12 protein-coding genes are annotated in these 16,053 nt (G+C 40.5%); 4 read left to right on the top strand and 8 right to left on the bottom strand.

What is annotated here, in order from left to right; genetic code table 11:
- Position 1: 1 nt before the first annotated feature.
- Positions 2–970, bottom strand: a complete 969-nt coding sequence (locus tag EHQ64_RS09260) for a FliG C-terminal domain-containing protein (protein WP_135649205.1) — start codon at positions 968–970, stop codon at positions 2–4.
- A complete protein-coding gene (fliF, locus tag EHQ64_RS09255; protein WP_135649204.1) occupies positions 970–2,670 on the bottom strand; it encodes a flagellar basal-body MS-ring/collar protein FliF in 1,701 nt (566 codons plus the stop codon). The genes EHQ64_RS09260 and fliF overlap by 1 nt, the downstream gene beginning before the upstream one ends.
- Before the next feature lie 233 nt (positions 2,671–2,903).
- Here fliF and EHQ64_RS09250 point away from each other — a divergent pair, with 233 nt between their 5' ends.
- The 3 genes from EHQ64_RS09250 to EHQ64_RS09240 all read left to right on the top strand — a co-directional run bounded on the left by EHQ64_RS09250 (position 2,904) and on the right by EHQ64_RS09240 (position 5,060).
- Positions 2,904–3,632: a TrmH family RNA methyltransferase gene (locus EHQ64_RS09250; RefSeq protein WP_135649203.1), complete on the top strand. Its 729-nt coding sequence runs from the start codon at positions 2,904–2,906 to the stop codon at positions 3,630–3,632.
- A 100-nt stretch (positions 3,633–3,732) separates the two neighbouring features.
- Positions 3,733–4,614, top strand: a complete 882-nt coding sequence (locus EHQ64_RS09245; RefSeq protein ID WP_135649202.1) for a DUF4349 domain-containing protein — start codon at positions 3,733–3,735, stop codon at positions 4,612–4,614.
- Between the two features lie 23 nt (positions 4,615–4,637).
- The gene (locus EHQ64_RS09240; RefSeq protein ID WP_135649201.1) at positions 4,638–5,060 is read left to right on the top strand and encodes a hypothetical protein; all 423 of its coding nucleotides are present in this window, start codon (positions 4,638–4,640) and stop codon (positions 5,058–5,060) included.
- Between the two features lie 98 nt (positions 5,061–5,158).
- Here EHQ64_RS09240 and EHQ64_RS09235 read toward each other — a convergent pair whose 3' ends face one another.
- The 6 genes from EHQ64_RS09235 to EHQ64_RS09210 all read right to left on the bottom strand — a co-directional run bounded on the left by EHQ64_RS09235 (position 5,159) and on the right by EHQ64_RS09210 (position 13,772).
- On the bottom strand, positions 5,159–6,265 hold the full coding sequence (locus tag EHQ64_RS09235) for a M23 family metallopeptidase (protein ID WP_135649390.1): 1,107 nt from the start codon (positions 6,263–6,265) through the stop codon (positions 5,159–5,161).
- A gap of 1 nt (position 6,266) precedes the next feature.
- Entirely contained in the window at positions 6,267–7,280 is a 1,014-nt protein-coding gene (locus EHQ64_RS09230) for an N-acetylneuraminate synthase family protein (protein WP_135649200.1), read from the bottom strand.
- Between the two features lie 859 nt (positions 7,281–8,139).
- Complete coding sequence (locus EHQ64_RS09225) at positions 8,140–10,092, bottom strand: LTA synthase family protein (RefSeq protein ID WP_135649199.1); 1,953 nt, start codon at positions 10,090–10,092, stop codon at positions 8,140–8,142.
- A gap of 3 nt (positions 10,093–10,095) precedes the next feature.
- Positions 10,096–12,237, bottom strand: a complete 2,142-nt coding sequence (gene feoB, locus EHQ64_RS09220; RefSeq protein ID WP_135649198.1) for a ferrous iron transport protein B — start codon at positions 12,235–12,237, stop codon at positions 10,096–10,098.
- Between the two features lie 3 nt (positions 12,238–12,240).
- Positions 12,241–12,474 carry a FeoA family protein gene (locus EHQ64_RS09215; protein WP_135649197.1) on the bottom strand — a complete coding sequence of 78 codons (234 nt, stop codon included), beginning with the start codon at positions 12,472–12,474 and terminating at the stop codon, positions 12,241–12,243.
- Positions 12,471–13,772: an ABC1 kinase family protein gene (locus EHQ64_RS09210; protein ID WP_135649196.1), complete on the bottom strand. Its 1,302-nt coding sequence runs from the start codon at positions 13,770–13,772 to the stop codon at positions 12,471–12,473. The genes EHQ64_RS09215 and EHQ64_RS09210 overlap by 4 nt, the downstream gene beginning before the upstream one ends.
- Before the next feature lie 195 nt (positions 13,773–13,967).
- Between EHQ64_RS09210 and EHQ64_RS09205 the strand changes: the two genes are divergently transcribed.
- Complete coding sequence (locus tag EHQ64_RS09205) at positions 13,968–15,971, top strand: helicase (RefSeq protein WP_135649195.1); 2,004 nt, start codon at positions 13,968–13,970, stop codon at positions 15,969–15,971.
- Positions 15,972–16,053 lie beyond the last annotated feature (82 nt).

Here is a 16,053-nt window from a genome sequence, read left to right as displayed (position 1 = left end):
TTTAGTTCTTTCTCCGGAACTTGATTCTTCCTGATTCTACAGATTCCTTGAAAATTTCAAGTAGTCCATTTTGGGCGGTTTCAATCTCAGCGAGGGAAACCGGGCCCATAGAATCTTCTTCCAATCGGATGGAGGAGGCGAGAGTTGGATCCAACCTTTCCAATAAGATCTGCTTCGTTTCCGGTTCCGTGCCTTTAAAAGCGGTCGCGGTAACGATAGGGTGGATCTCGCCCAGGAATTTGTTTAATGCATCCCGGCTAAGGTCCATCAGATCCTCCATTCGGAAGAAATGCTTATTTATATTTTCGGCAAACGACTGGCTCTTTTCGCGTATCCGCGAGAATAATTTCTGGGAATCTTGAGGGTCCAATTTGCCCAAAAGTTCGGCAGCCCTTTTTCCGCCTCTGTCCCTTGTAGGAATTCCTGCATCGGAGGATTTTAGGACTTCTCTTTTAAAACGTAAGAACCTCTCCAGGGAATCGATTAAGCCTAAGGAAGAAAGATCCAGGTTTCGGATCGCTAGTAGGATCTCCTCCTGGGTATCTTCCGGGAATTCTTCCAAGACCCGAGCAGAGGTATCCGGATCTGCATGGCAGAATACGAGCGCGATCCTATCTGCAGATTCTCCTGCTACGATCTTGGAGAGTTCTTCCTTGGAATAACCTTTAAGTTCCTCGGACCATTCCGGCTCGGAAACTATGTCTTCTCTTAAGATGGTTTCGAGCTCTTGAATTAGGGTAAGAGTATCTTTATCGATCCCTTCCTTCGGAACGCTGGAGAGACCTTCCAAGAAAGAGCCCAGAAGTTCTCTTTCTCCTTTTGCTCCCAGCTTTCCCGATTTGTGAAAACTTTCTAAAAGTTTCGTAGTATCTTGGGGGCCAAGATGACGAAACACTTCCGGGGGAAGATGCTCCCCCAGGATTCGGAGGAGCTGTCCCGCCCGGTTTCTTTTTCCGGACAGGATACTCATTAGGTTGCTTCCTCTTCAGAGAGCCAGGTGCGGAGAAGTTGTGCGACTTCTTCCGGTTTTTCCCTGGCGAGATTGATCGCGTTTTCGAGAAGTTCTCTTCTGAGTTTTTCGTCCAGAGAGAGTTCTACTTCCGCGCTTCCATCGTCCATGACTCGGAGTGCTGCTTCTCTCATCATTTGCTGCATTGCTGCGAGTTCTTCTTCGCGTAGTCTGCGGCGTCTTGCGATTTCTTTTTTGATCGCTCTGTAGATGAGGATGGTGAGTATTAAGAATAATACAATGATAAGTGATGCGATTACCATTTGGCGGATCGCTTTCTGTTTTCTTAATTCTTCGTCTTCTGCAGCAAATTGTGCCGTACGATCTTTTGCCATACTAATCACGGAGATTTGGTCTCCTCTGGCCTTATCGATCCCTACTGCTGCTTCTAAGTTTTTACGAATGGTCCTTAAATCGTCATCGGAAACAGGGATATAAGTTCTGTCGTAACCTGTGCTGTCTGCGTTTTCTTTTTTAGTCCATTGGCCGTCTACAACTACCGAAAGATTCACTTTTTCGATCTTCCAAGGTTGTTTTTGGACTTCGCTTACTCTTCTGTTGAATTCGAAGTTATTGATGTTTTCGGTTTTCTTATAATCCGCTTTTTGATAGTCGGTGTCTTTGTAGCCTGGAGGAAGGTTCGGTTCTGTTCCTGCAGGTCCGTCCGGTGTGAATCCTCTTCCTGTGAATTGTTCACTTGTTTCTTTGGAAGAAACTTTTAGGCTATATCCGTCTACGATCTTTAATTCGGAATATGGAGTATTCGGATCATCCGGTCTTTCGATTACAGGGGAAACTTGATTATCTTTATAAGATTCTTTATCCCAGTTTAACATATACTCGAAACGGGTAATATCTACTCTGTCTTCTCCACCTAAATACCAGCGAAGAGTGTTTCGTACGTCGATGAGTCTTTGGATCCTTTGTTCTTCTTGGATCCTTAATTTCTCTTGTACTACTCTAAGTTCTAATCTTTCTTTTTCCAAATCTTCTTCGAAGTCGGAGATGATCTTACCGTCAGCGTCTGCAACTGCTACGTTTTCAGGTTTCAATTTTGGGACCGCTCTTGAAACCAAGTTTACGATACCTTTGACTTCTTTTTTAGAAATTCCTTCTACACCAGGAATGAAATGTAGGATAACCGACGCTTTTACTGGGGAAGCGTTCGAGTTGAATAGCTCATCTTCCGGGATCGCTATGTTTACGAATGCTTTATCTACCGGTCTCAAGGTCATTAAGGATTGTTCGATTGCACCTTTAAGGGCTCGGTATTTCTTGATGTCCTTGTCAAACTGGGTTTCCGTGAATTTCTCCACGTTGAAGAGTTCCCATCCTTGCACTCCTGCAGGGATTAGATTCTCTTGAGCCAGTTTTGTGATGATTTCCTGTCTTTGCTCAGGATCCACACTGACAATGCTTGTGTCTCCCGTGCTGTAGGCATATCCCATTGAATCCAGCTTCTTGGTGACTTCTGCAAAATCCTTTGCAGTTAAGTTTTGGAAGAGGATTACTTTATTCTTTTGAGAAGAGATAGTCGTCAAAAGCCCTAAAGCTATGACTACAGTGAGGGCTACTCCTCCTAAAATCAGCTTTTTCGTAGTATCCAAAGAACCAAAGAATTCTTTGATATTATTCAGGATCTTTTGCAATTGCTCGGGCATTTTCCTTCACCACCGGACAAGATAGGGGACATAATAGATTTTCGGAAACAAAGTACAATCCCTTTTTAAAAAAACTTTAGAATTTTTTTATTTTCGCCCGATTTTTTGTATTATGCCTTTTTGAAACTTCTATCCAATAAAAAATAAGATTAGATATACATATTTGCTCAATATATGTTTAGTGAAAATTGGAGCCGTGTCGAAGCTTGCCTAGCAAAAGAAATATTTCTGCCATGAAAACTTCTTCAGAACATTCAAATTTTATAAATCTAGAAGAAGCTAAGAAGATTGAAGAGTATTTTAAAACTCTTATATCTCCGGAAAAGATATCAAAAATAGAAGAAGTGGTCTCCTTTCGTACAAAGTACTTAACAATTGTAATGGAAGATATATTCCAACCTTATAATGCTAGCGCTCCTGTAAGAACTTCCGAGTGTCTAGGGCTAACGGATATACATGTTATAGAAAATCGAAACACTTACAAACCGAACGAGGGGATCGCTCTTGGTGCTCAGAAGTGGCTCCAGATCCATAAATATCAAAAACCTAACGAGGATAATACTAGACATTGTATAAGCGGTTTAAAGGAGAATGGCTATAAGATCGTCGCAACTTCTCCTCATAGTTATGAAAATTCGTATGAATTGGATACTTTGCCCTTGGGGCAACCCCTTGCGATCCTATTCGGTTCGGAAGAAAAAGGGCTCTCTGAGTATGCGATGGAACAATCGGATCTGTTCTTGAAACTTCCAATGTATGGTTTTACGGAGAGCTATAATATCTCAGTAACTGTTGCGATTGTTCTTTCTCATCTTGCTTTTAGAATGAGAAAGGAGGTATTCAATTGGAACTTAACCCCGGAAGAGCAGGTTTATATTCGAAATTCCTATTATAAGAAAGTATTGTATAAGGGAAATTTAGTAGAATCCGATCTACTGCAGAGAATACGTTCTGAAAGGTAAAGAGTGTAAAAAGGAAAATTTTAAAATACTTTCTGTTTTGCGGAAAACTTTCTCTTTCATACGGGTCTGAAATAGGAACATTAGAAGGAATTATACTAGAATGGAACGACTGAATGAAATTTCTAAATTTATTAAAAAATTCTCTTTAGGTTTTGCATGCGTATTTTTAATCCTATTCTTATTTCGTTTGGCTTATAGTTATGCGATCGGTTCAGAATCCCAAAATGTAAGCCAAGAGCAGGGTTCTTCTACTAATTTTGATTACGGACGTAAGAACTACGCATCCGAAAAATTTTATTCCCCTCAGGACGCAAAACTCACTCTTTCTTCTTCCCAGAAATATGAGAAAGTAGCGGCGATCTCTTCCAAAACTTCCGAGTTCGAGGAAGATGAGAAAAAGATCCGAAAGAATGTAGAAGATGCCAAGGGAGTGATCCAATACGAACAGAGATCGGGATTGGCCGGCAGAAGAACTCTACAATTAGGAATTGGTGTGAATCCGGATGGGTTTGATTCAATGGTGGAATCCATCCAAAAGATCGGAGTGATCGATTCTATTTCAGTAAACAAAACCGATAAAACCAACGAATACAAGGACATTACTGCCACTCGTATTTCGTTAGAAAAATCGAAAGCAGGTCTCTTAAGTTTAAAAGGAAGGAACGGAAAGATAGAAGAATTGATCTCATTGGAAAAGGAAATCTTAGAGATCGAAGGCAAGATCCAAGACTTGGGGGTTAAGTTAGGTGAATTTGATCAGGAGAACGAGTTTTGTACGATCAAATTTACTTTAAAGGAGACAGGCGCAGTCTCCGGAGGTTTTGTTACTTTTTTAAAGAAATGTAAAATATCCTTAGAGTGGACCATCAAATACGGCTTATTTTTCTTTTTCTTATATTCATTTGCTGCTGTAGGAGCCTGGATCTCTTGGTTTTTGGGGACTAGAATATTAGATTATTTGAAAGCTAAGGGAATTTTATAAAATTTAAGAAGATGAATGTTTTAATGATGAATTATAAAAGTTTTTCTGTTTTTTCAATTAACGCAATTATCATGATTTTATCGATTAATCTTGATGCGTTAGATTCCGGCTATTGTAGACGTATTAGCAATAGTGATCTTGAAAATTTGTGCAAGGCTCAAACGAAGCAAGACTCCTATATTTGCAACCGTATTAGTAATAGTGATCTTCAAAATTTATGCAAAGCTCAAACGAAACAAAATTCCTATACTTGCAGCCGTATTAGCAATAGTGATCTTGAGAATTTATGCAAAGCTCAAACGAAACAAAATTCCTATACTTGCAGCCGTATCAGCGATAGAGATCTTGAGAATTTATGCAAAGCTCATATAAAACAAAATTCCTATGCTTGCAACCGTATTGGTAATAGTGATCTTGTGAATTTATGCAAAGCATTAGCCAATTAATTCGTATTTCATTTGTAAGAAAGTTTCTTAGAGTTCGTAGTTAATTCAATAAACTCCGCGGCTTTGTGTCTCTGCGTGAAAATACTTCTTTGTATTTTTCAATTCAGATTCGATTTAGAAAAGAAAAATTGTAGGAGTTTTCTCATTTGATTTGTAGGAACTCCTGCACCCAAATATTCACCATCCACCCAGATCTCAAAGTGGAGATGGATGTTTTCGTCGTTCCCTTTCGCCTCTCCCATTAATCCGGAATTGCCTGCATTCCCGATCTCTTCGCCTGCCTGTACTTTTGCTCCGGGTTTGATCCCTCTTTTGATTGAGGAAAGATGATTGAATGAGGTCATTACCCCGTTCCCGTGGTCTATCCAGACCTGCCTTCCTCCAAAATCTTTTTCTACATAGGTGACCCCGTTCTTCTGAGCCAGAGAGGAATATTTTTGGAATTCGGATAATGTCATCGGAGAATAATCCAAATCTGCGCGGATAATCGTTCCGTCTGCAGGGGAAACAAGCGTATCTTCGAAAGTTAAACGTCTAGGAGCTCCTATTTTTTCTCGTTTATAATAAATATCTAATCCTTTATGGACACCATTCCTATATTCTCTCGGCGCGCCTGGGAGTTGATAATCCTTTTCGGGAAGTAGTCCGTCCGGAACCGGATATTGATATCCAGTAAAACGGTTTGAAACCGAATTAAGAACGACGCCGTTTAGTAGGATCTTGAACTCTCCGATTACGATGCTCTTATCCTCTTTTTTGGGGAAATATAATCTTAAAATGGAGGCGTCTATGGGAGGAATATTATGGAAATTTAATAATTCTGCTTTCTCGTTCCGAAAAATAGTTTTCCAATTATCTTGATATAAAACTTGGACTTCATATTCTTCGGCGGCTCTTTTTCCTCGGAATGTCGGAATAAGTACTTCGATCGCGTTGATAAGTCTTTTGGACCCGAAATCCACAATGATCCATTCTGGTTTGATCTCGCTTGAGGAATACCAATAGGATTTAGGATTCGAATCGAATAGGTTGAATGCACCGTATTCCTCATCAAAAGAAGAAGATACAGAATAAGAAAAAGGAGCTACGGTTACCTTTCCGAAATCTAAATAATCAACTTCCGAACCCAAACTTCCGTAAGTTTTGGGAGCTGCAGAAGCTCCGAATGACGCAACTAAAAGTAAAATACAGAATTTTCGGATCATATTAAGAATGGAATGGTTCTCCAGATTTGGGTCCTTTGCCTTTTTTGACGAGGGTATCTGCTTCATTCAGTTTCCAGGAATCAAAATAGATGTTATCTTCTTGGCTCAGGTCTGGGCGGAGCGCGATAGGATTTCCGTTTGCATCAGCGTATAATCCTCTTCTTCCGAAAAATCTTCCACCTGCCTCTTGAGGTTGAACGATTTTTCTTTTTTCCCCTCTCATCTGAAATGCTGTTTTAGCATTTTCTACATATGATTTGAGTTCGTCTGGATCGACTGAAATTGTATGGTCTGGACCAGGGAGGGCTTTATCCAAAGTAAAATGTTTTTCTAATACACTGGCTCCTAAACTGACTGCTAAGGCTCCAGCCAAACTTCCCGCGGTATGATCCGAAAATCCCACAGGACCTTGAAATATATTTTTATAATATTCGATCGTTTCTAGATTTGCTTTTTCTGGAGGGGTAGGGTATAGAGAAACACAATGGAACAAGACTAAATCCTTTACTTTCTCCGCTTCTAAAAATTCCAAAGCACGAATCACTTCAAAACCTTCCGCGGCTCCGCTTGATAAGAATAATGGAAGGCCTGTCGAGGCGGATTTTTGAAGAAGTTGTTTATTTACTATATCTCCGCTTGCGATCTTTAAAGCTTTCACTCCAATACTTACCAGAAGATCTACGCTTCCGGTGTCTAAGGGAGTAGAGAAGAAGAAGAGGCCTTCTTGCTCTGCCGTCTTTTTGAACTCGATATGTAATTTCTCTGAGAGCTCATAGGTTTGGAAGATATCCACGAGAACTTTCGCTTTCGGATTTTTTACGTCTAAAAAGTTTCCGGTTTGATAGGTTTGGAATTTTACCGCATCCGCTCCGGCTTTTTTGGCCGCTTGGATGGTCCTTTTCCCGAGTTCCAAATCCGCATTATGATTTAATCCGATTTCTGCGATGATAAAGGGAGCCGAATCACGACCGATTTCCCATTTTTCTCCTACACGAAAACTTTTCGAAAAAGACATTCTCTCTCCTCTTTCAACTAAGATCGGAATAACTGTCAAGAAAGGGAAGAAATTCTCTCCAGATTTAGATCGAATCGAAAGTCAAGAAAATAAAGAACGCCTTGATTGTAGGAGCTCCTACAGATCTGAGATCTAAGAACGAGTTGTAAAAAGTCGGATTCTGTGATATGGAGTCGAAGTACTCCACCACACCGGCCCCCCTTCGAGCGACCCTTAGGGAGCGAGAAGCCCGGAGGGTTGCTGAATGAAATGAAGCAAAATCTATAACGAATGCGATCAGACTAAATGAAATAAAATACGCAGCGACCCGTAGGGAGCGAGAAGCCCGGAGGGTTGCTGAATGAAATGAAGCAAAATCTATAACGGATGCAATCAGACTAAATGAAATAAAATACGCAGCGCCGTAGGGAGCGAGAAGCCCGGAGGGTTGCTGAATGAAATGAAGCAAAATTTATAACGGATGCAATCAGACTAAATGAAATAAAATACGCAGCGCCGTAGGGAGCGAGAAGACGACCGTTCTTAACGAGTCGATGACCGAGAGAATTGAGGTCAAACGAGATCTTAGATTAAATTAACACGACCCGTTTTATCGAAAATTTTTTGGTACCACCGCACCGGCCCCCACCCAGGCAGGGTGGGGAGATCTTCGACTTACATAAATGCCCAGTACCAAAGATATATTCGATCAAGTGTCGCTGCGAGTTTGTCTCGATTATTGTGCAGTTTGTTAGTTTGAATTTTGACTTTGCTTCGCATCAGTCACCGACTCAGCTGCGCTGGTCGTTTCCTCGCTCTCTATGGATCGCTGCGGAAAGCCCTTAGTAGCCTGGTTCGAGCGAAGCGAGAAGCCGCCCAATTATTTCTCCGGAAAGATCCGGTTCGTATTTAAAAGTTCGTAGCTTAAATTTAAGAATGCCTTCGCTTTTCGTTCGTATTCGTCGCAGGTATCTTTTATAGAAACACATTTGGATTTGGTTTCATTCCAAGGCATTGGATATACTTCTCTTAGTTCCGCTTCGGTGGAGCGATATAATGCATTTTCGTTTTCTATCCATCCGATCACACTTGAGAACGCAAAGTAGGAACCGTAGTTTTTTTCTTTAGCTCGGGTAAGAAGGTCTCTACCGAAAGAAGCGAATCTTACTTTTTTTCCTACAAGTCCGAGAATCGTAGGGATCACATCCAATTGAGAGGAAATTTGAGGATCCATTGTAGGTTTTATATATTTAGGAGAATAAATTAGAAGTGGGATATTTCTATCTTCATAAGGATTTAGATCCCTATGATGTGTATGGTCCGCGACGAAAACAAAGATCGTATTTTTGAAATATGCCGATTTTTTAGCGTTCTCCATAAATTTTCCTATGGATTTGTCTGCGTATGTATACGTATTAAAATAATCGGAATCCTTCATGGAGCTCGGATAAAGATTTTGTACTGTTTCAGGGACTTGATACGGATAATGAGTGGTTAAGGTTAGGCTGACTGCGGCAAATGGTTGTTTAGCATTTTCTAAAGTATGATGTAGCTCTTGCAGAACATCTCCGTCGTAAAATCCCCAGGCGCCGGAAGTATATCTTTTTGTTTTCTCTATTTCTTCTTTTCCTAAAATAGTGTCGAATCCCCAATGAGGAAATAGAAAACTCATATTATCGAATCCTACATCTCCTCCATGTACGAAATATGTGGAGTATCCTAGTTCTTTTAGGATAGAGCCGAGCCCGCCGAAATTTCCTAGTACCTGATGAGTTCTTACTACAGTAATCCCGGGGCGATCCGGAACTCCGGTAAGCACGGACATGAGTCCGTTTACGGTCCTTCCTCCTGTCGCAAAAAAATGAGGAAAATATCTTCCTTCTTTTAGCAAAGAATTGAAATAAGGAGTAAGTTCTCTTTCGCCTACGATCCCGTTTCCGTTTGGTCTAATAAATTTTCCAGTCCAGCTTTCCAGAAGGATTAAAACAATATTTGGAGGAGTTTCTTTTCTTGTTTCGATCGTTTCTCTCAAGATCGGGAATTCAGGATCTATGAATTTCGCTCCCGGATAATCGATCTCTTTTTGTACGATCCGGACGGATTCTTCTTTAGATATTTGTAATTCAGGAAGAATGGACTTGGACTTTAAGTCCATTATGGTCGTAAATACTCCATTCAAGGGTAGTTGATTTAAGAATTGGTTTTCCGAATGGATCGCTTCCGTAGATCTGAGAGGCCTGGATTGTAGTCCTCCTCGGAATAATAATAATAGTATAAGTATAGAGATCGGGATCTGTAGGAGTTCCCACTTTTTGTTCAAAGAGGAAAATTCGTACCCGTTGTGTTTAATAAAAAGATAAATTAAACTAGGAAGTCCAATCGAGATCCCAGTAAGTCCCAAAATTACGGTAAAGGTATCGTTTTTTACCGCAGCTTCTATCAGTATAAGAAGGTCTTTCCCTAAGAATACAAAACCTTCGTAACCTAAATGTTTATCTGCTTCCCCGAAATAGATGATGTCCCCGATCAAATGTCCGGTCATCCAGAGAAATAATGTGATAGGAAGTATTCCCCAAATATATCTATAGGACTTCCAACGGTTGAGTGGATGGATAGAGGATAATAACCAGGACGGTCCGATCACGATGGAGATGACACAGAGGTCGAATCGGATCCCGATCAGGAAAGAATAGATTACTTCCGAAATGGAAGAGTTTCCCAATTTTGAAAAATAAACGAATAAGAGTGCGAATCTAAAAACGGTGAGTAAAACGAAAAAACAAAATGAATAGAATAGTACGATCCTGAGATTATCCGGAAGCCTTTTAATCATGGATCAATTCCAGCCTAAAAATTTAGAAAGATGAAATACTAAAAACGCGGAAGAATATGCAAGGATCGTCATATACGTGAATAGAAAAAACGGCCAAAAGAGGGAGTTTGTTTCCTTTTTTACTACTGCAAGAGTTGACATACATTGGCATGCAAATGCAAAGAAAATCAAAAGACTTAATGCACTTGCAATCGTCCAGATCGGTTTTCCCGTTTCGGGATCCTTGTCTTTCCGTAGAGCAGATCTTAAGTTTTCATCCTCAGAATCTTCTCCTTGGACCCCGTAAACGATCGAAAGAGTGGATACCATCACTTCTCTCGCTGCAAAGGAAGTGATGATCCCGAGTCCCATTTTCCAACCGAATCCGATCGGTGAAAGCACAGGTTCCATGAGTTTTCCCATTCTGCCTGCATAAGACTCTGAGATTTGTAACGACTTGATCTGAGTTGGATTTAAACTTACGGTTTTAGATTCTTCTATTCTTGGATAGTTTGCTAAGAACCAAAGGATGACTGAAATAAATAAGATCACTTTTCCGGCATTCTCAATGAACGCTTTGATCTTCTTATAAACGGTAAATACCAAACTTTTAAGAGAAGGCCATTGGTATCTCGGAAGTTCCATTAGGAAGTAAGCAGGTTCCGATCTGAAAAAAGTTTTCTTAAACAAAAATGCGGCTCCCATAGAGGCAAACATTCCTAATAAGAATAAACCGAATAATGCGAGTACTTTGGTTGAGAAGATCCCAAAAACAGGATCGGAAGAGAATACGGTCCCGATCACTAAAATATAAACAGGGTATCTGGCAGAACAAGTGATGAGGGGAGAAACTAAGATCGTAGTAAGCCTATCAGATTTGTTCTCTATAGTTCTTGTTCCCATGATCGCTGGTACCGCACACGCTGCGCTGGAAAGAAGTGGGATGAAAGATTTTCCGGAGAGTCCGAATCTTCCCATGAATCTGTCCATTAGAAAGGAGGCTCTCGCGATATATCCGCTTTCTTCCATGATCCCGATGAATAAAAATAACAAGCTGATCTGAGGAACGAATACTAAAACTGCACCCACACCTCCGATCATTCCTTCTTGGACTAGAGATCGGATCGGTCCTTCCGGTAGAAAATTTCCGGTCCATTCTGCAAGATCTCCGATCCTTGATTCTATCCAATCCATTGGGACTTCCGACCAAGTGAATAAAGCTTGGAATACTAATGCCATGAGACCTAAGAAAAATACGAGTCCCCAAACAGGATGAAGAAGTATTTTATCCGCAAATCCTAAAATTCCTTTTTCGGAAGATTCCACTCCTGAGAGGGCCTTGGATAAAAGTTTTTTGATCCAAATGGACCTTTGGACCAACTCTTCTCCATAAGAAAATTGTAATCCTGATCTTTGCCATTCGGAACGAATGAATTCCTTCGTTTTTTCCGGAAAAAATTCCGCACTGGGAAGTCCTGTTTGTAGACTTTCTCCGCTGAATTCTTTCAAAGTATTTTCTAATACGAATTTTGCGGAATCAGGATCCGGGCTGGAAAGTTTAGATAGAATGGAATCTATTAAACCTGATCTTTTTTTGTCCCAGATGAAATTCGGATTTGGGATTTGGTAAGCGGAAGTTTCTACCAAAATTTTTTCCAAATTTCCTACACCTTCTCCGGATCTAGGATTTACGAAATAAAAAGGAATACCGAATGCTTTAGAGAGAGTTTTCAGATCTAAACGTACTCCTTTTTTTTCTAGAGTATCATTCATAGTAACAGCTACAAACATCGGGATCTTTAAGGAAGAAATTTGTAAAAGAAATTGAAGTCCTCTTTCTACCGCAACCGCGTCTAAAACAAAAATTAATTTATCTTCCCTATTTCTGGAGAGAAGCATTCTTGTAGTAACTTGTTTGTCTTCCGATTCGCCGCCTAGGCTGTATGCTCCGGGAAGATCTACGATAGAAATACTTCCATGATCTGTATGGATCTCTCCTTCCGCTTTTTCAACGGTGACCCCGTGATAGTTCCCAGTTTTTTGTCTTAAGCCTGTAAGCCTGTTGAATAGAGTAGATTTGCCGCAGTTTGGATTTCCGGTTAGTAGGATCCTATAGTTTTCTTTTTGTATTTCTAACTGAGTTTTTTCGGAAGATAATAATTTCATAAATTAGTTTAGTTCTAAAAGGTCAGCTTCCAATTTTCGGATCGCAAGTTGTACGAGCCCAAGTTTTACGATCATCTTGTCTTGTTTCGGGAATTTTTGGAGAACTGTTATCTGTGTTCCAGGTAAAAATCCCATATCTAAAAGATTTCTGACTAGACCTGTTTTTCCGGATTCATTCTTGATCCCGATAATTTTACCGGTTTGTCCTTCTTCCAATTCGAAAAGTTTGGATTTCATCTGATGAATTTTTCCCTATCTCGGATCAGATCCAGATCCGGTGCGAAAGATTTGATATAACGGTCGAAGTAAAGGATCTGTTTAATCAGAAGTCCGAATTCTTTCGGGATCTTTAATCCGTTCCGGTCCGAAATATCTCTGAACTCGAAAAGGATGGTATTCATTTTCTGCTCATCGAAGGCGTCTAATTCGCCCATTTGGATATCCAAGACCATCTTACTCATCTTCTCAAAGACTGTTTCTAGATCTTTTGCGAGTTTTTTCTCATCGATTCCTTGGGAAGTTCCATCCATACGGACAAGACCGCTTGCGATCCGATCCGTTCTATTTAATGCAAGACCTTCTAAAAAGATCATGAGGCCTTCCCAAACCTTGGAGGAGATCCTACCTACGATCCCGAAATCTATAAAACCCACAGTACCGTCCCTGAGGATCATTAAATTTCCTGCATGCACATCTGCATGAAAAAAGCCCGATTTGGAAAGAGTGGAGAACCAGATCTCTAAAGCTTCTGAAAGAGTTTTGGAAGGATCAGAGCTGAATTTACGTAAGGAAACTTCGTCAGTAATCGGCGCTCCGTAGAATTTTTCCATGACCAACACCTTTTTGGTGCTAAGACTTCTATAAATTTTCGGGACTCTCGCTCTTGTTTCTCCTGCAGAGAGAAGATATCTTTCGAATTCTTCGCAATTATCAGCTTCTTTCACAAAATCAATCTCTTCTAAAATAGAAGACTGGAACATTCCTACCATTTCGGAAAGTCCTGATTTGTTTAAACCTGGCACGAATATCTCGAATAATTTAGAGGCTAAGAATAGAAGATTCAGATCCGCTCCTAAAGCAGACTCTATATCTTGTCTTTGCACTTTGATCACAACATCCAAGCCATCTTTTGTGATCGCTGAATGTACTTGTGCAATGGAAGCGGATGCCATTGGGACCGGATCAATACTTTGGAATAAGTCCTGATAATTTTTTCCCAATTCTTTCTTTAATGTCTTTTGGACCTCGGAGAAGGGGATCGGCCGTACGGAATCCAAACATTTTTGCATCTCTGTTACGATTTCTTGAGGAAATAAGGATGGAGCGGACGCTATAAACTGGCCCAATTTAATGTACGTAGCGCCTAACTCTTCAAACGCTTCTCTCAATCTGACCGGGATGTTCCGGGCTGTTGTACCTCCTACAGCCAGGTCTTTTAAAAGAAGAAGGGTCTTTGTGGAGAAAACATAACCGCTTGTTACGATCCTTGTAGCGCTGTTTACCCCTTGGAGTATTTGGTCGAGAAAGCCGGACATTTCCGCTCCAGATTAAGAGAAGTATAGAGGAACACAATCTAAATCGGGGAGACTGGCTACTCATTTTGGGATAAAGGAACCGACCGGGAGATAGTCGGGTCTATTCAACATGTTCCGAGGAGAAAACCGTATTTTGGTTTACGGGAACGGCGAGAATTAGAGTATGGCTCTCGAACGATATATTCGGTCAGTGGTATGAGTGGCGAATCGGTTTTATTGCAAGAATTAGAAAAACTCGAACTGAACGACCTAAAGAAGACCGCCTCTCTCTGGAACATTCCCAAGCTCCCGTTCAAGGAAAAGAATAAGAACGTTAAGTTCCTTTATGATAGTTTCCTAGACGAGTTCTACTTAAAAGGGGTTCTGGAAAAACTCACAATCCTTCAAGTCAATATCTATACTTCCATCTTAAAGAATAAGAATGTGCTTACTTTAGGAGAGATTTCTCGTAAGGTAAATATTCCACCGATCAACGTGGAAATGGAATTAAATCTTCTCAGAAAATATCATCTGGTCTATCAGAGAAAGAATAGAGAAAGATTAACCAATAACCTGGATAAATACCATGCATACGATGAGCTCGCGGCTCTCGTATCCCTGGAACAGAATCTGAAAGGAGACAAATACAAAGTCTCCGTCGAAAAACTTCTAGATCGTAAGAAACTTACGGATATTTCCAACGAATGGAAAAAGACCGTAAAAGCTCCTGCTAAAATAGATAGTATCCGTAAGTTCATCACTCATGCGACTTCTGACGAAGCATATGAGTCTGCGATCCAGTCCTTGTCTGAACTGGAAAGAGATACAGTTGTACGTATATATTTGAGCGGTGGAGCCGCAGACGCTGACGATATCAGAAGTTTTATCGTAATGGGCAGAGGCAAATACGAGACGGTTATTCCCGCTTTAACCGAAAAAGGGATGATCGCAGACGTTTGTTTCGTGGAAGAAAAGTTCGTACGAATTTTTGCTCTTCCGGAAGAACTTTTAAAATATATCCAAAACAATCCGATCCTTCCTTCCGTAAAAAAAGGAACTCGCCAAAGACAGGAAAAGCTGGCTACAAACGAGTTGGATTTCTTCCTGAATACCAAGAAACTTCTTTCTTATATCAGCAGAAAAGGATTGGTTCTCGCTAAATCAGGCAAGGTAAAACAAGCCGATCATAAGCGCACTGAGCAGGAACTCCTCAATCCGGATATTAGTATTTTCCCTGAGAAAAGCCAGATCTATCAGATGGAACTTATCCTTCCTATCCTGAAACTCCTGAATTTGGCGGATATCAAGGGTGAGAATATTATCCTGAGAGGAGACTTGGACGGTTTCTTAGCTAAGGATATTTTCGAGATCATGAAACTCGTCATCCATGAGGTGAACGAGGCAAGAATGAAACGGGTCAATCCTCCGGAAGTCTTTCAACCTACGGAAATGCCTTTTTATGATAAAATGATCTTGGATAAATGTGTGAACTTGATCATCAAGTCCAAGCGCATTCATCTTTCCGTTATTTTCTCCAATATTATCCGGGAACATTTGATCTTCAGCCCAGGCTTTAGAACCAAAAATTTCCAGACGGACCTTGCAGATCTTCGTAAAGAGATCATGAGCGCGATCTTCTATCTGCATTTATTCGGTTTATTGGAAGTAGAATACCCGAATCGTTTCCTTACACTTTCCAAATTGGGAGAATATTTCTTCCAAACAGGAGAACTTGCTGGAGCAACAGAGAAGGGTGGAATTACGATCAACCCTGACTTCTCAGTGATCGCATTCCCGGAAAAAGTTTCTATTTATGGAATTCATCTTTTAAAAGCGTTCACTGAATTAAAAGACTATGACAGAGTTTATACATTCGTTCTTACCAAAGAAGCTTACCAACTAGGGATCCTCTTAGGTTATAAAACAAATGAGTTTGTAGATTTCTTAAAAGCATCCAGCAAAGCGGAACTTGCACAAAACCTTCTGTTCTTATTAGAAGATTGGGGTGGAAATCTACCTGTTGTGGAAATTGCAGAAGATTGTGTCCTAGTAAGGACCAAAGATCAGAACGTGATGGAACTCCTACTCGGTCAGATCAAAGGTAAGAAGATCGTTTTAGACGAGATCGGACCTACTGCTGTTCTTGTAGATAAAACTCGAGTCCAAGACGTGATTACCGTCGCAGAAAAACTCAACCTGATCATCAACTTAACTAGATAAGATTTTCTTTCTCACAGAGGGCACGGAGAAAAAATAAGAAACGTTTCATTTCCCTAACAAGGAAACCCACCTCAGTGAACTC

The organism is Leptospira sarikeiensis, assembly GCF_004769615.1.
GTDB classification, from domain to species: domain Bacteria; phylum Spirochaetota; class Leptospiria; order Leptospirales; family Leptospiraceae; genus Leptospira_B; species Leptospira_B sarikeiensis.
This window is presented reverse-complemented; position numbering and strand designations above follow the sequence as displayed.